This window comes from Streptomyces sp. NPDC050211, assembly GCF_040656035.1.
In the GTDB taxonomy this organism is placed as follows: Bacteria; Actinomycetota; Actinomycetes; order Streptomycetales; family Streptomycetaceae; genus Streptomyces.
This window is the reverse complement of the sequence record NZ_JBFALC010000011.1, coordinates 40,490-64,251: the sequence shown is the minus strand read 5'-3', so window position 1 is coordinate 64,251 and position 23,762 is coordinate 40,490. Positions and strand designations below refer to the sequence as shown.

22 protein-coding genes are annotated in these 23,762 nt (G+C 70.4%); 14 read left to right on the top strand and 8 right to left on the bottom strand.

The window, feature by feature from the left end:
* The first annotated feature begins 40 nt into the window (after positions 1-40).
* The 8 genes from AB0I98_RS14195 to AB0I98_RS14160 are packed head-to-tail and all read left to right on the top strand — an operon-like array spanning position 41 to position 10,069.
* Entirely contained in the window at positions 41-835 is a 795-nt protein-coding gene (locus tag AB0I98_RS14195) for a TIGR03084 family metal-binding protein (protein WP_362940305.1), read from the top strand.
* Complete coding sequence (locus AB0I98_RS14190; protein WP_362940302.1) at positions 832-2,508, top strand: acyclic terpene utilization AtuA family protein; 1,677 nt, start codon at positions 832-834, stop codon at positions 2,506-2,508. Before AB0I98_RS14195 ends, AB0I98_RS14190 begins: the two co-directional genes overlap by 4 nt.
* A complete protein-coding gene (locus tag AB0I98_RS14185; protein WP_362940299.1) occupies positions 2,505-4,103 on the top strand; it encodes a carboxyl transferase domain-containing protein in 1,599 nt (532 codons plus the stop codon). The genes AB0I98_RS14190 and AB0I98_RS14185 overlap by 4 nt, the downstream gene beginning before the upstream one ends.
* A gap of 23 nt (positions 4,104-4,126) precedes the next feature.
* Entirely contained in the window at positions 4,127-5,968 is a 1,842-nt protein-coding gene (locus AB0I98_RS14180) for a biotin carboxylase N-terminal domain-containing protein (RefSeq protein WP_362940296.1), read from the top strand.
* Between the two features lie 57 nt (positions 5,969-6,025).
* A complete protein-coding gene (locus AB0I98_RS14175; protein ID WP_362940293.1) occupies positions 6,026-7,159 on the top strand; it encodes an acyl-CoA dehydrogenase family protein in 1,134 nt (377 codons plus the stop codon).
* A gap of 17 nt (positions 7,160-7,176) precedes the next feature.
* Positions 7,177-8,745: a 4-coumarate--CoA ligase family protein gene (locus tag AB0I98_RS14170; protein ID WP_362940290.1), complete on the top strand. Its 1,569-nt coding sequence runs from the start codon at positions 7,177-7,179 to the stop codon at positions 8,743-8,745.
* Positions 8,742-9,476 (top strand): enoyl-CoA hydratase family protein, encoded by a 735-nt coding sequence (locus AB0I98_RS14165; RefSeq protein ID WP_362940287.1) that lies wholly within the window; start codon positions 8,742-8,744, stop codon positions 9,474-9,476. Before AB0I98_RS14170 ends, AB0I98_RS14165 begins: the two co-directional genes overlap by 4 nt.
* Positions 9,464-10,069, top strand: coding sequence for a TetR/AcrR family transcriptional regulator (locus AB0I98_RS14160; protein WP_362940284.1), 606 nt, complete (start codon positions 9,464-9,466; stop codon positions 10,067-10,069). The genes AB0I98_RS14165 and AB0I98_RS14160 overlap by 13 nt, the downstream gene beginning before the upstream one ends.
* On the opposite strand, the gene pdxH is transcribed toward AB0I98_RS14160, so the two are convergent.
* Positions 10,059-10,736 (bottom strand): pyridoxamine 5'-phosphate oxidase, encoded by a 678-nt coding sequence (gene pdxH / locus AB0I98_RS14155; RefSeq protein WP_362940281.1) that lies wholly within the window; start codon positions 10,734-10,736, stop codon positions 10,059-10,061. The two genes, AB0I98_RS14160 and pdxH, sit on opposite strands and share 11 nt — an antisense overlap.
* Before the next feature lie 355 nt (positions 10,737-11,091).
* Between pdxH and AB0I98_RS14150 the strand changes: the two genes are divergently transcribed.
* On the top strand, positions 11,092-12,192 hold the full coding sequence (locus tag AB0I98_RS14150; protein WP_362940278.1) for a citrate synthase 2: 1,101 nt from the start codon (positions 11,092-11,094) through the stop codon (positions 12,190-12,192).
* A 499-nt stretch (positions 12,193-12,691) separates the two neighbouring features.
* On the opposite strand, the gene AB0I98_RS14145 is transcribed toward AB0I98_RS14150, so the two are convergent.
* Both AB0I98_RS14145 and AB0I98_RS14140 read right to left on the bottom strand, forming a co-directional pair.
* On the bottom strand, positions 12,692-13,147 hold the full coding sequence (locus AB0I98_RS14145) for an RRXRR domain-containing protein (RefSeq protein WP_362940275.1): 456 nt from the start codon (positions 13,145-13,147) through the stop codon (positions 12,692-12,694).
* A gap of 13 nt (positions 13,148-13,160) precedes the next feature.
* The gene (locus tag AB0I98_RS14140; protein ID WP_362940272.1) at positions 13,161-13,739 is read right to left on the bottom strand and encodes a TetR/AcrR family transcriptional regulator; all 579 of its coding nucleotides are present in this window, start codon (positions 13,737-13,739) and stop codon (positions 13,161-13,163) included.
* A 91-nt stretch (positions 13,740-13,830) separates the two neighbouring features.
* Here AB0I98_RS14140 and AB0I98_RS14135 point away from each other — a divergent pair, with 91 nt between their 5' ends.
* The 3 genes from AB0I98_RS14135 to AB0I98_RS14125 all read left to right on the top strand — a co-directional run bounded on the left by AB0I98_RS14135 (position 13,831) and on the right by AB0I98_RS14125 (position 15,845).
* A complete protein-coding gene (locus tag AB0I98_RS14135; RefSeq protein ID WP_362940269.1) occupies positions 13,831-14,277 on the top strand; it encodes a DUF1772 domain-containing protein in 447 nt (148 codons plus the stop codon).
* Positions 14,278-14,572: 295 nt separating this feature from the next.
* A complete protein-coding gene (locus AB0I98_RS14130; RefSeq protein WP_362940266.1) occupies positions 14,573-14,950 on the top strand; it encodes a VOC family protein in 378 nt (125 codons plus the stop codon).
* Positions 14,951-15,089: 139 nt separating this feature from the next.
* Positions 15,090-15,845: an SIS domain-containing protein gene (locus AB0I98_RS14125; RefSeq protein ID WP_362940263.1), complete on the top strand. Its 756-nt coding sequence runs from the start codon at positions 15,090-15,092 to the stop codon at positions 15,843-15,845.
* Between the two features lie 45 nt (positions 15,846-15,890).
* Here AB0I98_RS14125 and AB0I98_RS14120 read toward each other — a convergent pair whose 3' ends face one another.
* Positions 15,891-17,318, bottom strand: coding sequence for a PAS domain-containing protein (locus AB0I98_RS14120; protein ID WP_362940732.1), 1,428 nt, complete (start codon positions 17,316-17,318; stop codon positions 15,891-15,893).
* 147 nt (positions 17,319-17,465) lie between these two features.
* Positions 17,466-17,939, bottom strand: a complete 474-nt coding sequence (locus tag AB0I98_RS14115; protein WP_362940260.1) for a GNAT family N-acetyltransferase — start codon at positions 17,937-17,939, stop codon at positions 17,466-17,468.
* 211 nt (positions 17,940-18,150) lie between these two features.
* Here AB0I98_RS14115 and AB0I98_RS14110 point away from each other — a divergent pair, with 211 nt between their 5' ends.
* Complete coding sequence (locus AB0I98_RS14110) at positions 18,151-18,843, top strand: metal-dependent transcriptional regulator (protein ID WP_133912046.1); 693 nt, start codon at positions 18,151-18,153, stop codon at positions 18,841-18,843.
* Positions 18,844-19,473: 630 nt separating this feature from the next.
* Positions 19,474-20,382, top strand: a complete 909-nt coding sequence (locus AB0I98_RS14105; protein ID WP_362940257.1) for an alpha/beta hydrolase — start codon at positions 19,474-19,476, stop codon at positions 20,380-20,382.
* Positions 20,383-20,528: 146 nt separating this feature from the next.
* On the opposite strand, the gene AB0I98_RS14100 is transcribed toward AB0I98_RS14105, so the two are convergent.
* From AB0I98_RS14100 to AB0I98_RS14090, 3 genes are all read right to left on the bottom strand, one after another.
* Positions 20,529-22,118, bottom strand: coding sequence for a transporter (locus AB0I98_RS14100; RefSeq protein ID WP_362940254.1), 1,590 nt, complete (start codon positions 22,116-22,118; stop codon positions 20,529-20,531).
* Positions 22,115-22,885 carry an ABC transporter ATP-binding protein gene (locus AB0I98_RS14095; protein ID WP_362940251.1) on the bottom strand — a complete coding sequence of 257 codons (771 nt, stop codon included), beginning with the start codon at positions 22,883-22,885 and terminating at the stop codon, positions 22,115-22,117. The genes AB0I98_RS14100 and AB0I98_RS14095 overlap by 4 nt, the downstream gene beginning before the upstream one ends.
* An 82-nt stretch (positions 22,886-22,967) precedes the next feature.
* The gene (locus AB0I98_RS14090; RefSeq protein ID WP_362940248.1) at positions 22,968-23,630 is read right to left on the bottom strand and encodes a bifunctional DNA primase/polymerase; all 663 of its coding nucleotides are present in this window, start codon (positions 23,628-23,630) and stop codon (positions 22,968-22,970) included.
* Positions 23,631-23,762: the final 132 nt, after the last annotated feature.

Sequence of the window (23,762 nt, the reverse complement as noted above, 5' to 3'; positions counted from 1 at the left end):
CACGCTTGCTTGTTTCTGGTCGCGCTGCCATCCTCGCCCCATGGCCGACCCCACGCCCGTCATCGACGATCTGTGCGCCGAGAGCGACGAACTCGACCTGCTCGTGGCGAAGTTGAGCCCCGAGCAGTGGGAGCTCGCGACCCCCGCCCCAGGCTGGACCGTCGCTCACCAGATCGCCCACCTCGCCTGGACCGACCACTCCGCCCTGCTGGCGGTGACCGATCAGGACGCCTTCTCACGCGAGGTCGAGAAGGCGCTGGCCGCGCCCGGCGACTTCGTGGACAACGGAGCGGAGGAGGGTGCCGGGAAGCCTCCCGCGCGGCTGCTCGCGTACTGGCGCGCGGGACGTGAGGACCTGGCCGACGCCCTGCGGGCCGCCCCCGAAGGCGCCCGCTTCCCCTGGTACGGCCCGCCCATGTCCACCGCCTCCATGGCCACCGCCCGCCTCATGGAGACCTGGGCCCACGGCCTGGACGTGGCGGACGCACTCGGCGTGACCCGCACCCCCACCGACCGGCTGAGCCACATCGCCCGTCTCGGCGTCCGGACCCGCGACTACTCCTTCGGCGTGCACGGACTGACCCCGCCCTTCGAGGAGTTCCGCATCGAACTCACCGCCCCTTCGGGTGAGTTGTGGGTCTACGGCCCCGAGAACGCCACCGACCGCGTCACCGGCCCCGCCCTCGACTTCTGCCTCCTGGTCACCCAGCGAGCCCACCGCACCGACCTGGCCCTGCGCACCGAAGGCGCCGACGCCGACCGCTGGCTCGACATCGCCCAGGCCTTCGCGGGCCCACCGGGCAGCGGACGCCCGCCGAAGGGGGAAGCGGGGTGAGCACTCTCCGTATCGGCAACGCCTCCGGCTTCTACGGCGACCGCTTCGACGCCCTGCGCGAGATGCTCACCGGCGGCGAACTCGACGTCCTCACCGGCGACTACCTCGCCGAACTCACCATGCTCATCCTGGGAAGGGACCGGCTGAAGGACCCGAGCGCCGGTTACGCCCGCACCTTCCTCCGCCAGCTGGAGGAGTGCCTCGGCCTCGCCCACGAGCGCGGCGTCAGGATCGTCACCAACGCGGGCGGCCTCAACCCCGCCGGACTCGCCGACCGCGTGAGGGAGTTGGCCGACCGGCTCGGCATCCCCGTCCGCGTCGCCCACGTCGAGGGCGACGACCTCACCGCCCAACACCCCGGCAGCCTCGCCGCCCACGCCTACCTCGGCGGCTTCGGCATCGCGGCCTGTCTGCGGGAGGACGCCGACATCGTGGTCACCGGGCGGGTGACGGACGCGGCCCTGGTCATGGGGCCCGCCGCCGCGCACTTCGGGTGGGGGCCCAGGGAGTACGACCGGCTGGCGGGGGCCGTCGTCGCCGGGCACGTGCTGGAGTGCGGGACGCAGGCGACCGGCGGGAACTACTCGTTCTTCCAAGAGGGGGACGTCCGACGCCCCGGCTTCCCCCTCGCCGAGCTCCACGAGGACGGCACGGCGGTCATCACCAAGCACCCCGGCACCGGCGGCTTCGTCGACGTCGGCACGGTGACCGCGCAGCTCCTGTACGAGACGGGCGGCGCCCGGTACGCCGGGCCCGACGTCACCGCCCGCCTCGACACGGTCCGCCTCACCCAGGACGGCCCCGACCGCGTCCGTATCGACGGCGTACGCGGCGAGGCCCCGCCCTCGACCCTCAAGGTCGGCCTCAACCGGCTCGGCGGCTTCCGCAACGAGGTCGCCTTCGTGCTGACCGGGCTCGACATCGAGGCCAAGGCCGACCTCGTACGGGAGCAGATGACGGACGCGCTGGCCAAGTCCCGGCCCGCCGACGTCCGCTGGGACCTCGTCCGCACCGACCACCCCGACGCCGACACCGAGGAGACCGCGAGTGCGCTGCTGCGGCTCGTCGTACGGGACCCCGACCAGGAGGCCGTGGGACGGGTGCTCAGCGGGGCCGCCATCGAGCTCGCGCTCGCGAGCTACCCCGGCTTCCATGTGCTCGCCCCACCTGGCAAGGGCGCGCCTTATGGGGTCTTCGAGGATGTGTACGTCCCCCATGGCGCCGTCCCCCATGTGGCGGTCCTCCATGACGGACGGCGGGTTCCTGTGGCACCGGCCCAGGACACCGTCGTACTCGAAGAAGTGCCGGAGCCACCGCCGCCCGAGCCTCTCCCTCCGGGGCCCATGCGCCGTGCTCCTCTCGGTCTCGTCGCCGGCGCCCGCAGCGGCGACAAGGGCGGGAACGCGAACGTGGGTGTCTGGGCCCGGACCGACGAGGCCTGGCGCTGGCTCGCGCACACGCTGACCGTCGACCGATTCCGCGAGCTCCTCCCGGAGACCGCCGACCTGCCTGTCAGCCGGCACCCGCTCCCCAACCTCCGCGCCCTCAACTTCGTCGTCGAGGGAATCCTCGGCGAAGGCGTCGCCGCCCAGCATCGTTTCGATCCGCAGGCCAAAGCCCTCGGCGAATGGCTGCGCTCCCGCCACCTGGACATCCCGGAGGCCCTCCTGTGACGGTTCTCAGCACGGCCCTCGACCTCGCCGGCGCGGACTACCGGGCGAACCGCGAGGCCATGCTCGCCAAGCTCGCCGACCTGGACGCCGAGCACGCGAAGGCGCTCGCCGGGGGCGGCCCGAAGTACGTCGAGCGGCATCGCAAACGCGGCAAACTCCTCGCCCGCGAGCGCATCGAGCTGCTCCTCGACCCCGACACGCCCTTCCTGGAGCTGTCGCCGCTGGCCGCCTGGGGCAGTGACTACACGGTCGGCGCCTCCCTCGTCACCGGCATCGGGGTCGTCGAGGGCGTGGAGTGCCTGATCACCGCCAACGACCCGACCGTGCGCGGGGGTGCCAGCAACCCCTGGAGCCTGAAGAAGGCTCTGCGCGCGAACGACATCGCGCTCGCCAACCGGCTGCCGTGCATCAACCTGGTCGAGTCCGGCGGCGCCGACCTCCCGTCCCAGAAGGAGATCTTCATCCCGGGCGGCGCCATCTTCCGCGACCTCACCCGGCTCTCCGCCGCCGGAATCCCGACCCTCGCCGTCGTCTTCGGGAACTCGACCGCCGGCGGCGCGTACATCCCCGGCATGTCCGACCACGTGATCATGGTCAAGGAGCGCGCGAAGGTGTTCCTCGGCGGGCCGCCCCTGGTGAAGATGGCCACCGGCGAGGAGAGCGACGACGAGTCCCTGGGCGGCGCCGAGATGCACGCGCGCGTGTCGGGCCTCGCGGACTACTTCGCCGTGGACGAGCAGGACGCGCTCCGGCAGGCGCGACGCGTCGTCGCCCGGCTCAACCACCGCAAGGCATACGGCGATCCGGGCCCGGCCGAGCTGCCCAAGTACGACGCGGACGAACTGCTGGGCATCGTCCCCGGCGACCTGCGCACCCCCTTCGACCCGCGCGAGGTGATCGCCCGGATCGTCGACGCCTCCGACTTCGACGAGTTCAAGCCGCTGTACGGGACCAGCCTCGTCACCGGCTGGGCGACGCTCCACGGCTACCCCATAGGGGTGCTGGCGAACGCCCAAGGGGTCCTCTTCAGCGAGGAGTCGCAGAAAGCCGCCCAGTTCATCCAGCTCGCCAACCAGCGCGACATCCCGCTGCTCTTCCTGCACAACACCACCGGCTACATGGTCGGCAAGGAGTACGAGCAGGGCGGCATCATCAAGCACGGCGCGATGATGATCAACGCGGTCAGCAACTCGACGGTGCCGCATCTGTCCGTGCTCATGGGAGCGTCGTACGGCGCCGGGCACTACGGCATGTGCGGCCGCGCCTACGACCCCCGCTTCCTCTTCGCCTGGCCCAGCGCCAAGTCCGCCGTCATGGGCCCGCAGCAGCTCGCCGGCGTGCTGTCGATCGTCGCCCGTCAGTCGGCCGCCGCGAAGGGACAGCCGTACGACGAAGAGGGCGACGCGGCGCTGCGGGCGATGGTGGAGCAGCAGATCGAGTCCGAGTCCCTGCCCATGTTCCTGTCCGGGCGGCTGTACGACGACGGCGTCATCGACCCGCGCGACACCCGCACCGTCCTCGGCCTGTGCCTGTCGGCCGTCCACACCGCTCCCTACGAGGGCGCGCGCGGTGGCTTCGGCGTCTTCCGGATGTGACGGATATGAGGGATCGGGATCACATGATTGCGACTGTGCTCGTCGCCAACCGGGGCGAGATCGCCTGCCGGGTCTTCCGCACCTGCCGTGAGTTGGGAATCCGGACCGTCGCCGTGTACTCGGACGCCGACGAAAACGCCCTCCACGCGCGCGTGGCCGACACGGCGGTACGGCTGCCGGGGGCGGCGCCCTCCGACACGTATCTGCGCGGCGACCTGATCGTGAAGGCGGCACTCGCGGCCGGCGCGGACGCCGTGCACCCCGGCTACGGCTTCCTCTCCGAAAACCCCGGCTTCGCCCGCGCGGTCATCGACGCCGGCCTGACCTGGATCGGCCCGCCCCCGGAAGCGGTCGAGGCGATGGCGTCCAAGACGCGCGCCAAGGAGTTGATGGGCATCGAGCCCCTGCACGAGGTCACCGAGGCGGACCTGCCGGTGCTGGTGAAGGCGGCGGCGGGCGGCGGGGGCCGCGGGATGCGTGTGGTCCGGCGCCTTGAGGACCTGCCTGCGCAATTGGAGGGCGCCCGCGCCGAGGCCCACAGCGCCTTCGGCGACGGCGAAGTCTTCATCGAGCCCTACGTGGAGGACGGTCGGCACGTCGAGGTGCAGATCCTCGCCGACACACACGGCACCGTGTGGGCGCTCGGCACCCGCGACTGCTCCCTCCAGCGACGCCACCAGAAGGTCGTCGAGGAGGCCCCGGCGCCGGGTTTGAAACCCGAACTGACCAACTCCCTGTACGAGATGGCCGTACGCGCCGCCCGCGCCGTCGACTACGTAGGCGCCGGCACCGTCGAGTTCCTCGTCGCCGCCGACACACCGCACTTCCTCGAGATGAACACCCGCCTCCAGGTCGAACACCCCGTCACGGAAGCCGTGTACGGCATCGACCTCGTCGCCCTCCAACTCCGCGTCGCCGAAGGTCACGCCCTCGACATCGACCCCCCACGCGCGCGTGGCCACGCCGTCGAGGCCCGCCTGTACGCCGAGGACCCGTCCCGCGACTGGGCCCCGCAGACCGGCACCCTGCACCGCCTCGCCGTCCCCGACGGCATCCGCCTGGACACCGGCTACACCGACGGCGACACGATCGGCGTCCACTACGACCCCATGCTCGCCAAGGCAGTCGCCCACGCCCCCACGCGCGCGGAGGCCATCCGCAAACTCGCCGGCGCCCTCGAACGCGCCGCCGTCCACGGCCCACCCACCAACCGCGACCTCCTCGTCCGCTCCCTGCGGCACAAGGAGTTCACCACCGCCCGCATGGACACCGGCTTCTACGACCGCCACCTCCCCGAACTCACCGCCCTCACCCCCGACCCCCACGCCCCCCTCGCCGCAGCCCTGGCCGACACCCACACCCGCTCCCGCTTCGGCGGCTTCCGTAATCTCCCCTCCCAGCCCCACACCAAGCGCTACGAAATGGCGGGCGAGGAACACGAGGTCCAGTACCGGCACACCCGGACAGGCCTGGAGGCGGACGGAGTGCGGGTCGTCCACGCCGAAGCGCATCTGGTCGTCTTGGAAATGGACGGCGTACAGCGCAAGTTCGAGGTGACGCGCTACGGCGACGACATCTTCGTCAACACCACCGCCCTCAAGGCCCTACCCCGCTTCCCCGACCCGACGACCCAGCACGCACCGGGCTCCCTGCTCGCACCGATGCCGGGCACGGTGGTGCGGATCGCGGAGGGGGTGGCCGTAGGAGCGTCTGTGCGGGCTGGAGAGCCCCTTGTGTGGCTGGAGGCGATGAAGATGGAACACCGCGTGTCCGCGCCGACGACAGGAACGCTGAGCGCCTTGGACGTAGTACCTGGACAACAGGTAACAGTCGGCCAATTGCTGGCGGTAGTGCGAGAAACCTAAGGGGCGCGGGGAACTGCGCGACCAGCCACAACGAAACCCGCACCCGGAAGGAGTCCCATGCTCCCCACTCTGGAATCCGAAGAACAAAGAGCCCTACGAGCCGCAGTCGCCGCCCTAGGCACCCGCCACGGCCGCACCTACACCCGAGAAGACCTCTGGTCCGACGCAGGCAAACTCGGCTACCTGGGCGTCAATCTCCCCGAGGAATACGGAGGCGGAGGCGGCGGCATAGCCGAACTCTCCATCGTCCTGGAAGAACTCGGCGCCGCAGGCTGCCCCCTGCTCATGATGATCGTCTCCCCGGCCATCTGCGGCACCGTCATCGCCCGCTTCGGCACCGAGGCCCAGAAACGCGAATGGCTCCCCGCCCTCGCCGAAGGCAAACGCACGATGGCCTTCGGCATCACCGAACCCGACGCCGGCTCCAACAGCCACCGCATCACCACCACCGCCCGCCGCGACGGAGCCGACTGGCTGCTCACCGGCCGCAAAGTCTTCATCTCCGGCGTGGACATCGCCGAAGCGACCCTCATCGTCGGCCGCACCGAAGACGCCCGCACCGGCAACCTCAAACCCTGCCTGTTCATCGTCCCGAGAGACGCCGAAGGCTTCCAACGGCGGCAGATCGACATGGAACTCAACGCCGCGGAGAAGCAGTTCGAGCTGACCCTCGACGACGTACGACTCCCCGCCGACGCCCTGGTCGGCGACGAGGACGCAGGCCTCCTCCAGCTCTTCGCCGGCCTCAACCCCGAACGCATCATGACCGCCGCCTTCGCGATCGGCATGGGACGCTACGCCCTCGCCCAAGCCGTCACCTACGCGCGCGAACGCACCGTCTGGAAGGCCCCCATCGGCGCCCACCAGGCGATCGCGCACCCCCTCGCCCAGTCGCACATCGAACTCGAACTCGCCCGCCTGATGATGCAGAAGGCGGCCCATCTGTACGACGCCGGAGACGACACCGGCGCGGGAGAAGCCGCCAACATGGCCAAATACGCGGCCGGAGAGGCCTGCGTGAAAGCCGTCGACCAGGCCGTGCACACCCTCGGCGGAAACGGCCTCACCCGGGAATTCGGCCTCGCCTCGCTGATAACGGCGGCGCGCGTGTCTCGTATTGCCCCAGTGAGCCGGGAGATGATTCTCAACTACGTCTCCCACCAGACCCTGGGCCTGCCCAAGTCGTACTAGGCCGTCTTGGAGGAACGATGTTCCGCAGCGAGTACGCAGACGTCCCGCCCGTAGAACTCCCCATCCACGAAGCCGTGCTGGGCCGGGCCGCCGAGTTCGGCGACACACCCGCGCTGATCGACGGCACCAACGGCATGACCCTCACGTACGCGCAGGTGGACCAGTTCCACCGCCGTGTCGCCGCCGCGCTGGCCGAGGCGGGCGTCCGCAAGGGCGATGTGCTCGCCCTGCACAGCCCGAACACCGTCGCCTTCCCGACCGCGTTCTACGCCGCCACGCGCGCGGGGGCGTCCGTCACGACCGTGCACCCGCTGTGCACCGCCGAGGAGTTCGCCAAGCAGCTGCGCGACTCCGCCGCCCGCTGGATCATCACTGTCTCCCCGCTGCTGGAGACCGCCCGCAGGGCCGCCGAACTCGCGGGCGGCGTCGAGGAGATCTTCGTCTGCGACAGCGCGCCAGGACACCGGTCCCTCATCGACATGCTCGGCTCGACCGCCCCCGAACCACAGATCGACATCGACCCCGTGGAGGACGTGGCGGCCCTCCCGTACTCCTCGGGCACCACCGGCATGCCCAAAGGCGTGATGCTCACGCACCGCCAGATCGCCACCAACCTCGCCCAGCTCGAACCCGTCATGGGCGCGGGCCCCGGCGACCGCATCCTCGCCGTGCTGCCCTTCTTCCACATCTACGGGCTCACCGCGCTGATGAACGCGCCCCTGCGGCTGGGCGCCACCGTCGTCGTCCTGCCCCGCTTCGACCTGGAGACCTTCCTCGCCGCCATCCAGAACCACCGCATCACCGGCCTGTACGTCGCCCCACCGATCGTCCTCGCCCTCGCCAAACACCCGCTCGTCGCCGAGTACGACCTGTCGTCCCTGAAGTACCTCGTCAGTGCCGCCGCACCGCTCGACGCCCACCTCGCCGCGGCCTGCTCCCGGCGCCTGAACCTGCCGCCGGTCGGCCAGGCGTACGGCATGACGGAGCTGTCGCCCGGCACCCACGTCGTCCCCCTGAACGCCATGCACGACGCGCCCCCCGGCACCGTCGGCAAACTCATCGCCGGCACCGAGATGCGCATCGTCTCCCTCGACGACCCCGCCAAGGACGTCGGCATCGGCGAACCCGGCGAGATCCTCATCCGCGGACCTCAGATCATGAAGGGCTACCTGGGCCGCCCCGACGACACCGCCGCGATGATCGACACCGACGGCTGGCTGCACACCGGAGACGTCGGCCATGTCGACGCCGACGGCTGGCTGTTCGTCGTCGACCGCGTCAAGGAACTCATCAAGTACAAGGGCTTCCAGGTGGCCCCCGCCGAACTCGAAGCCCTCCTGCTCACCCACCCCGGCATCGCCGACGCCGCCGTCATCGGCGCCTACAACGACGAGGGCAACGAAGTCCCCCACGCCTACGTGGTCCGCCAGCCCACCGCCACCGACCTCTCCGAAGGAGAGGTCATGATGTACGTCGCCGAACGCGTCGCCCCCTACAAGCGCGTCCGGCACGTCACCTTCATCGACGGCGTACCGCGCGCCGCCTCCGGGAAGATCCTGCGCCGGGAACTGAGGGAGCGCACGTGACGTTGATCAGCCGTACGCGCGCGCGTGGCATCGAAACGATCGGCCTCGACTCCCCGCACAACCGCAACGCCCTGTCGGCGGCCCTCGTCGGCGAACTCGCGGACACGCTCACCGACTGCGGGAAGGACGGCGACATCCGCGCGGTCGTCCTCACCCACACCGGCAACACGTTCAGCGCGGGCGCCGATCTGCGCGACCCACCGCCCCCCGACGCACTCGTCGGCCTGCTCCGGCAGATCGTCGAACTGCCCAAACCCGTCGTCGCCCGCGTCACCGGACACGTCCGCGCGGGCGGCCTCGGACTGCTCGGCGCCTGCGACATCGCCGCCGCGTCGAACGAGGCGAGCTTCGCCTTCACCGAGGTACGGATCGGCGTGGCCCCCGCAGTCATCACCCTCCCGCTCCTGCCCCGCACCGACCCCCGCGCCCTCGCCCGCTACTACCTCACCGGCGAACGCTTCGACGCCGCGGAGGCGGCCCGTATCGGCCTGCTGACTGCTTCCGGCGACGACGCCGACGCCGTACTGGAACCCGTCCTCGACGGACTGCGCCGCGCCTCCCCACAGGCCCTGGCCGAGACGAAACAGCTGCTCACAGCTAGGGTGCTGGAAGCCTTCGACCGGGACGCGGCCGACCTCACCGCGCTCTCGGCCCGGCTGTTCGCCTCCGCCGACGCCCGCGAGGGCATGACGGCCTTCCTAGAACGACGGGAACCGCCATGGGTGCTCTGAGCACGGTCGACCGTGCACCCAAACAGGACCGCAGCCGGGCCACCCGGCAACGGCTCCTCGAAGCCGCCGTGGCCTGCCTCGCCGAACACGGCTGGGCAGGCTCCACCGTCTCCGTCGTCGCCGAACGCGCCGGCGTCTCCCGCGGCGCCGCCCAGCACCACTTCCCGACCCGCGAGGACCTGTTCACGGCGGCGGTCGAGTACGTCGCCGAGGAACGGTCCGGCGCCCTGCGAGCACTGTTCCCGCAGGACACGACGGTCGACCGGCGTACGGCGGTGTCGGCCCTGGTCGACCTCTACACCGGCCCCCTGTTCCGCGCAGCCCTCCACCTCTGGGTCGCCGCCTCCAACGAGGAGCAGCTCCGCCCGCGGGTCACCGAACTGGAGGCCCGCGTCGGCCGCGAGACCCACCGCATCGCGGTCGAACTGCTCGGCGCGGACGAGTCCCGGGCCGGCGTACGGGAGACGGTTCAGGGTCTGCTGGACATGGCGCGCGGCCTGGGCCTGGCCAATCTGCTCACCGACGACCGCCCGCGCCGGGAACGCGTGGTGGCGCAGTGGGCCGTACTGCTGGACGAGGTGCTCACGGACTGAGCCGCTCAACCCGCCAACTCCCGTCCGGCTCCGCCACATACCGCAACCGGTCGTGCAGCCGGTTCTCGCGTCCCTGCCAGAACTCCACGGACTGCGGAGCCACCCGGAAACCACCCCAGTGCGGCGGCACCGGTACCTGTTCGCCCTCCGGATAGCGGGCCGCCAACTCGGCGTACGAGGCGTCGAGATCGGCACGTGTGGCGATCACCGAGGACTGGGCGCTCGCCCACGCCCCGAGCTGCGAACCATGCGGCCGGGTACGGAAATAGGCGGCCGTCTCATCACGGCCGGTACGCCGCGCCACCCCGGACACGATCACCTGCCGGGCCATCGGATGCCACGGGAACAGCAGCGACACATACGGGTTCTCGGACAGATCACGGCCCTTGCGGGAGTCGTAATTGGTGTAGAAGACAAAACCCTGCTCGTCGAACTGCTTCAACAGCACCGTACGAGAACTGGGCCGCCCCTCACCGTCCGCCGTCGAAACGACCATCGCGTTCGGCTCGAACAGATGGGCCTGCGTCGCGGCCTGCCTGAACCAGCGCGCGAACTGCTCCACCGGCGTGCCGGCCAGATCGGACTCGGCCAGACCCTCGGCCCGGTACTGCTTGCGCATCAACGCGGGATCAAGGGGGACGGCGGACACAGCGTCACGATCGTTCACGCGGTCATCTTGCCGTATCCGCACGCGCCGTTCGCCACGGTGTCCTTCATCACTGAGTGGCACTGAGTGCCGCGAGACCTCCCCAAGGGTGACACTCGGAGATATCGTTCAGATGCCGTTCCGGTTGGGGTGACCGCCGACCGCACGGGGCATCACAGGGATGACGCCCAGGACCGCGAGTCTCCACAGCGCACCGACCGCGGATCCACCGGGCGGAACACCACCACGAACCACGAAAAGCACGGCAGCAACCCCACACCCCAGCCACCAAAGAACGAACAGAACTCTCGCAACATCACCCCCACAAGCCACACCACACACACCACCCGTCGCACACATCATGAGGAGCCGCCTGATGTCCGACTTCGTACCCGGACTCGAGGGAGTCGTCGCGTTCGAGACGGAGATCGCCGAACCGGATAAGGAGGGCGGCGCACTCCGGTACCGGGGCGTCGACATCGAGGACCTGGTCGGCCACGTCTCGTTCGGCAACGTCTGGGGCCTGCTCGTCGACGGCGCCTTCAACCCCGGCCTGCCGCCCGCCGAACCGTTCCCGATCCCCGTGCACTCCGGCGACATCCGCGTCGACGTCCAGTCGGCACTCGCCATGCTCGCCCCCGTCTGGGGCCTGAAACCACTGCTCGACATCGACTCCGCCCAGGCCCGCGAGGACCTCGCCCGCGCCGCCGTCATGGCCCTGTCCTACGTCGCCCAGTCCGCCCGCGGCCAGGGCCGGCCCATGGTCCCGCAGCGCGAGATCGACAAGGCCAACTCCATCACCGAACGCTTCATGATCCGCTGGCGCGGCGAGCCCGACCCCAAGCACGTGGCCGCCGTCGACGCGTACTGGACCAGCGCGGCCGAACACGGCATGAACGCCTCCACCTTCACCGCCCGCGTCATCGCCTCCACCGGAGCCGACGTCGCCGCCGCCCTCTCCGGCGCCGTAGGAGCCATGTCCGGCCCCCTGCACGGCGGCGCCCCCTCCCGCGTCCTCGGCATGATCGAGGAGATCGAGCGCACGGGCGACGCCGAGGCCTACGTCAAACAAGCCCTCGACAAGGGCGAACGCCTCATGGGCTTCGGCCACCGTGTCTACCGCGCCGAAGACCCCCGCGCCCGAGTCCTCCGCCGCACCGCCCGCGAACTGGGCGCCCCTCGCTTCGAGGTAGCCGAGGCTCTGGAGAAGGCGGCCCTGGCGGAGCTGCACAGCCGCCGCCCCGACCGAGTCCTCGCCACGAACGTCGAATTCTGGGCCGCCATCGTCCTCGACTTCGCCGAGGTCCCGGCCCACATGTTCACCTCCATGTTCACCTGCGCCCGCACGGCCGGCTGGTCCGCCCACATCCTGGAGCAGAAGCGCACGGGCCGCCTGGTCCGCCCCTCCGCCCGGTATGTCGGGCCGGGGTCTCGGGATCCGCGGGAGATCGAGGGCTACGGCGACATCGCGCACTGAGTCTCGTAGTCCCCACACGCAGACGACCCGCGAGCTCTGGTCCCTCCGCCTCTCGGCGGAGAAGCCGGCCGTACGTACCGGCGAGCTCGCGGGTCGGGTGACTGCGTTGGATTGGCCGGCTGCGTGTTTCGCGCACACGCTGGTCCGGCACCGCACTGAGTGTGGTGGCGGGCCGCTAGCCCGCAGCCACCTCTTCCGTCCGGTATGCATACATCTGCCGAACCACCTCCTTTCCGAAGTGACAGCAACACTAAGAAGCTGTTGGCCACGGATCAACCGGTTTTTCGGGATGTTGACGAACGCGATTCTGGCCGGAAGGCATAGCCGTATCCGTCGCCCCGCTGCAGGAGTCGCAGATTCCGGTGGAACACGTCGATCCGGCCCATCGGCGTCGTGACGCTGGGCCGTCCGCACGGACCGGGGCGCGGCCCGTCCATGTGCCCGCCCATTTACCGGCAGGCACGACGGCACGTACGAGAGCAACCGGACGACTGTGTTGTCACTCTCGTGGTCCAGACGTCCGACGCATGGCGCATCGAGGGTGTAGGAGTTCGCGGGCGCGGGCGGGGTGGCACGGCATGAGGGGCTGTCCGTCCTTGGAGAGGACGAAGACCCTGCTGCCGTGGCAGCGAGCTTGACGTGACGCCGACGGGCTCCGGGGCCCTGCCCGCCGGTCTCCCCTCGCCCATGTTCCCTTCCGGTGCCCCGCGCGGTGGCGGGGTGTCCGTGAGCCGTTTCGTCCCTGCTCCCAGGGTTGTCTGCTCCCACGGATTCCAGAGCAGGCTGCTGAGGAAGCACAGCCTGGTGGGTCTGCTCGCCTGCAGGAAACGTAGTCATCGAGGGCCCCGTCGGGGGTACGGAGCCGGCCATCTGCGGCTGCGCCGTGTGGGCGCGAGTGACTGGAGGCGATGACGCAGGCAGGCAGCGGGGCCCGAGGGCCCCGGCCGTGTGCCATCCGGGACGGTGCGTCAGAGCATGGCGAGCCGGTCCACCAGCAGCTCCGTCCTGCGCTCGGTGTCCTCCGGCGGGAGCCGTCCCGCTCGAGTCAGGGTGGCCAGTCCGTGCAGGGACGCCCAGAACGTCTCGGTGAACAGCTCCGGGCGCACGCCGTCCCCGGCGACTTCGGCGAGGCACTCCAGCAGCGCGGCGAAGGCGTCCTTCAACGGTTCGGGGGTGTCCTCCTGCGCGTACGCCAGGCCGCCGTCGAGCTGGAACAGGGCGTCGTAGACCGCCGGATGGCGTTCGGCGAAGGCGAGGTAGGCACGGGCCAGCGCGGTGACCCGGGCGCGGGGGCCGTCGGCGGCGGCGGTCGCGGCCCGCATCGCCACGGCCATCTCGGAAGCGCCCTGCAGGGCGACGGCGCCGATGATCTCGCGCTTGCCGCGGAAGTGGCTGTAGAGGACGGGCTGGCTGTATTCGATGCGTTCGGCGAGCCGCCGGGTGGTGACCGCGTCCCAGCCCTGCTGCTCGGCGAGTTCGCGGGCCGTCGCCACGATGAGGCGCTCGCGGCCCGCCCGCTCCCGCTCCTTGCGTTCCTTTACCGACATGATTCAACCCTAGCACCGCTAGACAAGCGAGCGATAGAAGGGCTAGCGTTGCCTCATCATCTAGCAGCGCTAGATCCCAGGAGGGGTCATCATGCTCAATGCACTCGAGGTCTTCACCATCGTGGTCGTCGGCGTGATGGTGGGGGTGGAGTTCTCCGTCCCCTTCTTCAGCAATCCGATCCTCAACGCACTCCCTGGCGACAACGGCCTGCGCGGCCGCGTCCACGGGGCCCGGCTGGGCGGCGCCGTGATGCCGTTCTGGTACATCGGCTCGCTCGTCCTCGTCGGGGTCTGGGTCGTCGCCGGATGGGACGACGATGGCACCGGCCTCGTCGTGACCGCCGCCGCGCTGCTGATCGTCAGCGTGCTCATGTCGATCCTGGTGCTCGTCCCGATCAACAACCGGGTCAAGACGTGGACAGCCGGCAGCCGGCCGGCCGACTGGAAGGAGCAGATGAAGCGCTGGGACCGCTGGCACTACGTCCGCGTCGCCGTCATCATCGCCGCCTTCGCCTGCCTGGCGGCCGCCCTCACCTGAGTCCGCGGACCGGCGCGGCGCCGGTGGCGCGCAATCCCCACCCGCCGGGCGGCAGCGGGCCACCGAAATCCCGACGTCCGGGCATGCAACTGCCGCTGAGAGTCCACACCTGCGATCGACCGGGCACCGAACTCGCCGATCGGCAGGTACGGCTCGGTGAACTCCCATTCCACGTCGGCCAGTTGCGCACGTGTCATGCAAGACATCTACCGGATCGAAGATCAGCGCGAGGGGAGCCTCCGCCATCTAGGGAAGCGACGGGCCGTCCTCGCGGGCAGCCACCTAGGATCTGCCCATGATCGCCGACCTGCAGTGCGTAGTGCTGGACTGCTCCGATCCCGCGGAACTCGCCGCGTTCTACCACTCCCTGCTGGGCGGGACAGTCAATCAGCGGGACAAGCGGTGGGCGCTCGGCGACGGCTGGGCGACACTGCACACGCCGTCCGGGCTCGTCCTTGCGTTCCAACGGGTGGCGGACTACCTGCCGCCGGTGTGGCCCGATCCTGCCCGGCCCCAGCAGTTCCATCTGGACTTCGGTGTCGCGGACCTGGACCAAGCCCAGCAGCAGGTGCTGGCTCGCGGGGCGACGGTCTTGGACGACGGTGCGGACGGGCGGAGCTGGCGCATCTATGCCGATCCGGCTGGGCATCCGTTCTGCCTGGTCCGCCACTGAAGGACGGGTGCGGCACCCGTCCCAAAGAACAACGTCACGCAGCGACGGCCGTATTGACACCGCGCTGGTCCAGACCGCACCGTGATCCGCAGCACATCGCCGCCGCGCGCCGCCACACCCGCCCCCGAAGGGACCCCGTATGAGCGACAGCCAGCCGTCCGGTCAGTTCTTCGATGCTGCGATCGGGCTGCTGCAACGGGTGCGGGACGAGGAGGGCGAGACGATCACGGCGGCCGGGGTGCTCCTCGCGGAGACGGTCGTCGCCGGTGGCCGGTTGTTCGCCTTCGGCGCGGGGCACTCCTCGCTGGCGGCGCAGGACGTCGTCTACCGGGCCGGCGGGCTCGCACTGATGAATCTGCTGGCCGTTCCGGGCGTCGTAGGAGTCGATGTCGTCCCGGCCACCCTCGGCTCCGCGCTGGAACGGGTCGACGGTCTCGCGAGCGCCGTGCTCGATACGTCTCCGGTCCGCGAGGGTGACGCCCTGGTGGTCATCTCACTGTCCGGCCGCAACGCGTTGCCCGTGGAGATGGCCATGAACGCCCGTGCCCTGGGCGTGAAGGTGATCGGCGTGACCTCGGTGGCGTACGCGTCGGAGACGAAGTCGCGGCACTCCTCGGGGACGTATCTGAAGGACCACTGCGACATCGTCCTCGACTCGAAGATCGCCGTCGGTGACGCGGAACTCACCCTCGACACCGTCCCGGCGCCCTTCGCCCCGGCCTCCACGGTCGTCACATCGGCCCTGCTCCAGGCGGTCATGGCCGAAGCGGCCGCCGCGCTGGCCGCGCGCGGTGTCGAGCCGCCGCTGCTGCGCTCCGGCAACGTCGACGGGGGCCATGACTGGAACGGGCGGGTGATGGAGGAGTACGGGGACCGGATCTTCTATCGCCGTTAGCCGGAAGCGCCCGGCCCAGCCGTTACGAACCGCCCGGCCCAGCCTTTACTCCGAACCCTCCGGCGGCCAGTCCCCGCGCACCGCCCCCGCCAGATCCAGCGCCCCCGCGATCCGTACGGCGACATCCTCCGCGTACGCCGCGTCGGGCCGTTCGAACGCGCTGCGTCCGGCCCCGCGCAGGAACGTCACGACGCCCAGCGTCCGCCCCCGGCTGCGCAGCACCGCGCACAGCGCGTGCACGGCGTCCGGTGGCCACTGCCGGGCCAGCGCCCAGGCGCGCGCCTGTTCGGCCGGTACGGTGCCGACGCTGGCCCGCACGGAGCCGCCCCGCTGAACGCACTGCAGGGCGGGGTGCCCCTCGCCGTAGCGGATGGGCAGGCCGGCCTGACCGGTGACCAGGCTGGGCCCGGGCGCGCCCGCGGGTGTGGCGGCGATGCGTACCAGTCGTACGGGCTCGGCGGTCTCCGCGTCGGTGATCGCGCCGCCCGCCGCGCGGTCGATCAGGGCGTGGTCGGCGAACCCCGCGAGCGCGAAGTCCAGGTGGACGATGGCGGCCTCGGCCGGGTCCTCGCACTCGGCGGCGGCCCGTGCGGCACGGTGGAGCTGATTGCTGCGGAACCGCAGCAACGACGCCTCCTGCTCGGCCTGCTTGGCCTCCGTGACGTCGTTGAACAGCCAGCCGACGCCGAGCGGTACCGGTTCCTCGGCGAGCGGTGAGGCCAGCCGTACGAAGCCGCAGCGCCAGCAGCGCCGCTTCTCGCCCTCCGGCGTGCGTACGCCGACCCAGATCTCTGCGGGCGCGGGCGGAGCGCCCTCGGCGAGCACATGGGTGAGGGCGCTCTCGAGTTCCTCGACGCCTTGGGAGAGCAGTTCACCAAGCGGTCTGCCGAGTACGGACGTACGCCCGATGCCCAGCGCGCGGGCCGCGTGCGCGTTCACCACGGCGGGCCGCAGGTCGGCGTCGACGAGGACGACGCCCCAGCTCGCGTCGTCGAAGAGGGCCTCGCTCAGTGCGATGGACCGCTCGAGGTCGATCTGGGTGTGCACCTCGCTGAAGGCGCAGTACAGACCGGCGGGCTTTCCGTCGGGGCCGCGGACGGCCGCGGACTGGGTCCGTACGAGGACCCGGCCGCCGTCCTTGGTGAGCAGCGCGAACTCATGGACCTGGCGTCCCGGCGCGTGCATGGCGGCCATCAGCCGGGACTCGACCTCTTCGGCGTCCGCCGGCCTTACGGCCCACCCGGCGAACCCGTGCCGGCCCACGGCCTCACTCGCGGTCCATCCGAGAATCCGCTCGGCCTCACGGTTCCAGTGCGTGACGACACCGTCGGCGTCGAAGGCACACAGGGCCGCGTCCATGCCGTCCAGCAGCGCAGCCAGCAGGTCGGAACCGCCCGAGCCCTCCGGACCTTCCCGTTCGGGCTCGTCCGGCCCCAGCTCGTCGGTTGTCCCACTACGCCGGGAAGCACTCACCTGGACCCCCTGCAGGCTGCGTCCGTACGTACGGCACGTCGGTTCGCTCACTAACAATCATTCAACTCGAACGTGACGCAGCACACATCGAGTTCCCGCAAGATTGAGAGAATCGTTGCACGCCGGAAACGCGGCGTGAACCCCTCCTTACCGTCGGGAGGTGGCGAGCCGGAGGTCGATCCACAGGTCGTTCGCACCCGGCAGCACATACCTCTCCACCTCCACGAATCCGCGCGCCCCGGCAAACCGCACCCCGTCCTCGTTGGCGGCCAGCACGCAGGTCTCGATCACGTCGGCACCCAGCACGCGCGCGTGGGCAAGCCCGTTCTCGTACAGAGCGTTCCCGAACCCGCGCCGCCGATACCGGGGCAGCACACGTGCGATCACCGTCGCGACGGCCTCCTCGCCCTCGGGCGGCCGCACGGTGGAGCACCCCACGAGCTCGTCGCCGAGATACGCGTTCTCCAGCCGGTAGCGGCCACTGCGCTCCCGTACCTCGTCGAGATCCATGGCGGCGGGCGGCACGATCACGTTGTGGACGTACCGCCACTGCTCGAGCATGGCGTCGCCGGTCACCGGCTTCAGGCGGAGGTCACTGAGTATCGCTCGCCGCTCTGTCATGTGCGGAACGCTAGGCGACCGTGTCCCACCGCGTCGAGTACCAAGATCGCCGCTCCACACTACGCGCATCACACTCCCGTTCCGCGCCGCCGCGATCCCCGGTTTCCCCGGCACGGCACGCTTGTCAGTGGTATCCGGCAGAATTGAAGCCAGGGCCAGCGCACAAGCCGGGAAGCTGTCGTGCTTCCGGCAGATCTCATGAGGGGCACGTATGTCCGGACTGATCGACACCACGGAGATGTATCTCCGCACCATCCTCGAGCTGGAGGAGGAAGGTGTGGTCCCCATGCGCGCCCGGATCGCCGAGCGGCTGGACCAGAGCGGGCCGACGGTCAGCCAGACCGTGGCGCGGATGGAGCGGGACGGACTGGTGTCCGTCGCCAGCGACCGGCACCTGGAGCTCACGGACGAGGGCCGCCGGCTGGCGACACGCGTGATGCGCAAGCACCGCCTGGCGGAGTGCCTGCTCGTCGACGTGATCGGGCTGGAGTGGGAGCAGGTGCACGCCGAGGCGTGTCGCTGGGAGCACGTGATGAGCGAGGCCGTGGAGCGCCGCGTGCTCGAGCTGCTGCGCCACCCCACCGAGTCGCCGTACGGCAACCCGATCCCGGGCCTGGAGGAGCTGGGCGAGAAGGACGGCGCCGACCCGTTCCTGGACGAGGGCATGGTGTCGCTGGCCGACCTGGACCCCGGGACGGAGGGCAAGACGGTCGTCGTGCGCCGTATCGGCGAGCCGATCCAGACGGACGCACAGCTGATGTACACGCTGCGCCGCGCGGGTGTGCAGCCCGGCTCGGTGGTGAGCGTGACGGAGTCGGCCGGCGGGGTGCTGGTGGGCAGTGGCGGCGAGGCGGCCGAGCTGGAGTCGGACGTCGCCTCCCACGTGTTCGTCGCCAAGCGCTGACCGGGCGCCGGGAGCCGTTGGCTTCCGGGGTGGCGAGGCGGTCCGGCACGCCGCGGTGATCTTGTCGATTCCAGGATTCACAGCGCCGAATTGCAGCGCTCGGACGGTTCACGTGCGAGGCTGTCGCGTGAGCGTGAGGCATATGACCTGAGGGATTCTTGGCCGTGGTGCGACAGCGATGTCGGCCGGCCGGGGAGGGGGCGGGGAGGATGTGCCGTAGAAGTGGAGAGGGCCCCGGCGCCGTGTGGCGCCGGGGCCTGTCCTCCCCTGTGCTGACCCGGAGCCCCGAGCTCTCAGGGTCATTCCCCTCGGACCGCTTTCCCCGAGCGGTCCGCCTCCCGCAGAAGATCTCCCCTCGCCGCGGGCGGTCAATCCCTGACCGAGGTCACTCGTACGAGGGGTGTTACCGGCAGACCCCGCATCTTCGAATGTGTATTCGATAGTCTGAGGGTGACACGGCATGCGGAACCTGCGCTTCACCCAGTAGGCGCGGCATGTCGGCAGATGGGTGAGGGCCCCGACCGGCCCCGGCAGAGAGTGGTACCACGGCAGGCAGGACACGGTTCACAGGACCGGCCGGCTCGAGCGGGAGCGAGCGGTCCGAGCGGAGCTAGGGGGGTGCCAGGATCCATGGCGCGACGCATCGACGTGACCGGGGCGGGCGGCGTACGCCTGGCGGCCTGGGAGTTCGGCGACCCTCCCAAGCCCGATCCGGCACACGCGACAGGGCAGACGGAACAGGCCCCGCACCAGCCGCCCGGGCCCGGTGAACAGGACCGCTTCTCCGGCGTGCTGTTACTCCACGGCCTGATGGGCCGCGCCTCGCACTGGGCCTCCACCGCCCGCTGGCTCTCCGGACGCCATCGCGCCGTCGCGCTTGACCAGCGCGGCCACGGCCAGAGCGACAAGCCCCCGCAGGCCTCCTTCACCCGCGAGGCCTATGTCGAGGACGCCGAGGCCGCCCTCGAACAGCTCGGCCTCGGCCCGGCCGTCCTCATCGGTCACGCCATGGGCGCCCTGACCGCCTGGCAACTCGCCGCCAAGCGCCCCGATCTGGTCCGCGGAGTGATCATCTGCGATATGCGGGCCTCCGCGCTCGGCGCGGCCTCGCAGCGGGAGTGGGCCCAGTGGTTCAAGTCCTGGCCCGTTCCGTTCGCCACGCTTGCCGATGTCCGCAAGTGGTTCGGTGAGGACGATCCCTGGGTGGAGCGGCCCATTCCGTCCCGCGGCGAGTTCTATGCCGAGGTGATGCATGAGTCTGCCGACGGCTGGCGGCCCGTCTTCGAACCCGACCAGATGCTCAAGTCCCGGGAGACGTGGGTGTACGACGCGCACTGGGAGGAGCTTGCTCAGGTGCAGTGCCCTGCGCTTGTCGTGCGTGGGCTGGATGGGGAGTTGGGGCGGGCCGAGGCGCAGGAGATGGTGCGGGTGTTGCCTCTCGGGGAGTACGCGGAGGTGGCTGATGCGGGGCATCTTGTCCACTATGACCAGCCGGAGGGGTGGCGCGCGGCGATTGAGCCGTTTTTGAATGCGCTGTGAGTTATGGGCGCGTTTTCGTCTGCCGGGGGATGTTCGTGGGCGGGTGCGGGCTCGTTGTGGCTTGTCGCGCCCACGCGGCGGAGCCGCATATCGATACAGCCCCGCGCCCCTTAGGTGCGCTGCCCAGCCGCTCCTTCCAAGTCCCCTCAGCCCTTGCTTACCGCCGTCAGGATCTCTGGCAGTCGTTCTGCTGTCCTGGGGGCCGCCAGCCTCAGGCCCAGCCAAGCGACAGTGGCCCCGTACGCGACGCCCACCGGCAGCAGCACCCACGTCCAGTTGTCGCCGTCCGCGGTCACGTTCAGCCAGATCGTGACGGCGACGAGCGGGGCACAGAGCAGGGCGGATGCGACCATGCCGCCGAAGATGGCGATCCAGGCGAGGCCGGCCTGTCCGGGGGCGACGTTCTTGTAGCCCTCCTGGGGGATGGAGTACGGGAAGCGTGCCGACGTCCAGGCCCCGGTCGCCAGCATTGCGCCGAGCAGGGCGAAGGACAGACCCAGCACCTCGGGCAGCTTGGCCCAGTCGCCGAGCAGGGCCGTCGTCAGCACGGTGACCAGTGCGGCGTACGGCAACGTGATCACCAGCAACGCGAGGGCACGCGCGCGCAGTTCGACGTACGCATCCTTCGTGGACGAGATCGTCATCGCGACCATCCAGAACGCGGAGGTGTCCTGGCCGAACTGGTTGTACATCTGGATGCCGAGCATCCCGGCGGCGAAGCAGGCGAAGTAGATCGAGCCGGTGCCCTGGAGGGCGTTGAAGACGGGCACGATCAGGCCGATGGCGAGCGAAGTCACCCAGGCGGCCTTGGTCTTGGGGTCGCGCCATACATAGCGCAGGCTGCGTTCCATGACGGTGCCGGTCCGGCCGGTGGGCAGGAGACGCGACAGTCCGGTCGAGGTCCGCTCGCGGGCGATGCCCTCGGCGCTCTGGAGGGTGGACCCGTCGGGTGCGGTCATGAGCCGGTTCAGATGACCCGACCACTGCCGCAGCAGCAGCCACAGCGCCAGGGCGCTCAGGGCGAGTTGGAGGAGAGCGATGCCGTACGAGCCCTCGCTCGCCGAATCCGCCGCCCCGACCGCCGACGCGGGCGGCACCCACTTCAGCACATCGGCGAACGGGTCGAGCTGTCCGAGTCCGGCCGAACCCAGCCGCTGCACCCCGAAGTTGACGAGCTGCGCCCCGATGGCGATCACCAGACCGCTGAGCACCGCGAGATCCCGGCCCCTGCGGCTGGTCAGCAACCGGATGTTGGCGGCGGCGACGGCGCGCGCGAGGGCCACGCACACCAGCAGCGCCAGCACCAGACCGACGACGCCGACGACGTACGCCACACCCCCGTGCGCCACCGCGACGACGGAACCGGCGAGCATGCACACCGTGAACAGCGGCCCGATGCCGACCAACGAGGCCACCAGCAGCGCCCGCACGAGCGGCCCGGGACGCAGCGGCAGCATCACCAGGCGGGTGGGGTCGAGGGTCTCGTCGCCGCTGGGGAAGAACAGCGGCATCACCGCCCAGCCCAGCGCCAGCACCGCGACGAGGAGCACGACCACCGACGTGGCGTGCTCGTTGCCGCGCAGCAGGATCAGCCCGAGCAGTTGCAGTACGGCGAAGAGCAGCGTGATGACGGCGGACGCGATGTAGGCGGCCTTGCGCCCGCCGGACTGCCGTAGTCCGTTGCGCAGCAGCGACAGCTTCAGCCGTACGACGACCGGGGTGATGTCGGCGGTCATCGTGCCCCGCCGCCCAGCCAGTCGAGATCGGACCCGGCGTTCCGTCCGTTCGCCCCCACGAGCTCCAGAAACGCCTGCTGAAGCGAGGCGGCGTCGCCCCGCACCTCGGTCAGCGGCCCGTGCGCCCGGATGCGCCCGGCGGCCATCACGGCCACCCAGTCGCACAGCGACTCCACGAGTTCCATCACATGCGAGGAGAAGACGACGGTCGCCCCGGAGCCGGTGTACCGCTCCAGCACACCCCGGATGGTCTGCGCGGACACCGGGTCGACGCCCTCGAACGGCTCGTCCAGGAACAGCACTTCGGGATTGTGCAGCAGCGCCGTCGCGAGCCCGATCTTCTTCCGCATCCCGGTCGAGTAGTCGACGACCAGCTTGTGCTGGGCCCCGGCAAGATCCAGCACATCCAGCAACTGCGTCGCCCGCTTGTCCACCTCGGCACCGGGCAGCCCCCGCAACCGCCCGGTGTAGCCGAGCAGTTCCCGCCCCGACAGCCGCTCGAACAGCCGCAGCCCCTCCGGCAGCACCCCGATCCGCGCCTTCACCTCGACCGGATCCCGCCACACGTCATGCCCGACGACCTCGACGGACCCCTGATCGGGCCGGAGCAGCCCGGTGACCATGGAGAGGGTGGTGGTCTTGCCCGCACCATTGGGCCCAACCAGCCCGATGAACTTCCCCGCGGGCAGCTCAAGATCGATTCCGGCAACAGCAACCTGCTGCCCGAACCGCTTCCAGAGCCCACGCACCACCACAGCAGACGTCATGCCTGAACCCTACGGTGGGGCAACGCCGGAAAGGGGCGCGGGGAACTGCGCGAGCAACCACGACGAACCCGCAGCCGCCGACCTACCGATCCCGCCCACACGCATACGCAAGCGGCGAGATCAACTCCTCCGCATCCGGCAACCACCGATTCGCCGGCGTAGGCCGACAAGCCCACTGCACAGCCCCCCGAGACCCGAACCGCGTAGGAGGCGCAGCCACCCACGCCCCCTCCCCGAGCGCCACGAGATCCAGCGAAGCGACCGCCCACCCCAGCTTGCGCACCAGATCGGGAACCTTCACCGCGGCCCCCGGCAGCACGAAGAACTCCATCCGCCGGTCCGGAGTCAGCGTCACCGGCCCCAGCGTCAGCTCCATCCGCTCCATCCGGGCCAGCGCCAGAAACCCCGCCGTCTCCGGAACGGAAATCGCGTCGAACGTACGCCCCGTCGGCAGCAGAATCGACGACGTCGGCTGCTTCTGCCACATCCGGCGCGCAACGGTCGCACTGCCCGTCGCCTGCGTCGCCCAGTCCGGCCGGGTCGGATGTGCGCCGGGCGCGGCGCACGCGACGTCGCCGCACGAGCAGCGCTGCACCCCGTCGACGGCTTCCAGCCAGGCGCCCGGGAAGACGTCCCAGTGGCGCTCCTCGGCGTAGCGAACGGCGGTGTCCAGCAGCGATTCCCCACGCTGCTGCGGAATTTGGGCGGCTTCGGTGCTCGCGATCGTCTCTTCCACGCTCATCACAACTCCCGCACCCACCTCCGGTTACGGCTGTAGCGCGCGCGGGGGAGGAGCACTGATTCCGCAACTGGGGCGCATGGGTGCATGTGTGGGGGCGCGCAGGAGGATCCATGGCCTCTGCTGGGTAGCCACGAG

Coding starts and splice junctions, on each gene's coding strand:
- AB0I98_RS14195 (WP_362940305.1), top strand. CDS start 41: ATGGCCGACCCCACGCCCGTCATCGACGATCTGTGCGCCGAGAGCGAC.
- AB0I98_RS14180 (WP_362940296.1), top strand. CDS start 4,127: ATGATTGCGACTGTGCTCGTCGCCAACCGGGGCGAGATCGCCTGCCGG.
- AB0I98_RS14175 (WP_362940293.1), top strand. CDS start 6,026: ATGCTCCCCACTCTGGAATCCGAAGAACAAAGAGCCCTACGAGCCGCA.
- AB0I98_RS14170 (WP_362940290.1), top strand. CDS start 7,177: ATGTTCCGCAGCGAGTACGCAGACGTCCCGCCCGTAGAACTCCCCATC.
- AB0I98_RS14160 (WP_362940284.1), top strand. CDS start 9,464: ATGGGTGCTCTGAGCACGGTCGACCGTGCACCCAAACAGGACCGCAGC.
- AB0I98_RS14150 (WP_362940278.1), top strand. CDS start 11,092: ATGTCCGACTTCGTACCCGGACTCGAGGGAGTCGTCGCGTTCGAGACG.
- AB0I98_RS14145 (WP_362940275.1), bottom strand. CDS start 13,147: ATGGCACACGGCCGGGGCCCTCGGGCCCCGCTGCCTGCCTGCGTCATC.
- AB0I98_RS14140 (WP_362940272.1), bottom strand. CDS start 13,739: ATGTCGGTAAAGGAACGCAAGGAGCGGGAGCGGGCGGGCCGCGAGCGC.
- AB0I98_RS14135 (WP_362940269.1), top strand. CDS start 13,831: ATGCTCAATGCACTCGAGGTCTTCACCATCGTGGTCGTCGGCGTGATG.
- AB0I98_RS14130 (WP_362940266.1), top strand. CDS start 14,573: ATGATCGCCGACCTGCAGTGCGTAGTGCTGGACTGCTCCGATCCCGCG.
- AB0I98_RS14125 (WP_362940263.1), top strand. CDS start 15,090: ATGAGCGACAGCCAGCCGTCCGGTCAGTTCTTCGATGCTGCGATCGGG.
- AB0I98_RS14115 (WP_362940260.1), bottom strand. CDS start 17,939: ATGACAGAGCGGCGAGCGATACTCAGTGACCTCCGCCTGAAGCCGGTG.
- AB0I98_RS14110 (WP_133912046.1), top strand. CDS start 18,151: ATGTCCGGACTGATCGACACCACGGAGATGTATCTCCGCACCATCCTC.
- AB0I98_RS14105 (WP_362940257.1), top strand. CDS start 19,474: ATGGCGCGACGCATCGACGTGACCGGGGCGGGCGGCGTACGCCTGGCG.
- AB0I98_RS14100 (WP_362940254.1), bottom strand. CDS start 22,118: ATGACCGCCGACATCACCCCGGTCGTCGTACGGCTGAAGCTGTCGCTG.
- AB0I98_RS14095 (WP_362940251.1), bottom strand. CDS start 22,885: ATGACGTCTGCTGTGGTGGTGCGTGGGCTCTGGAAGCGGTTCGGGCAG.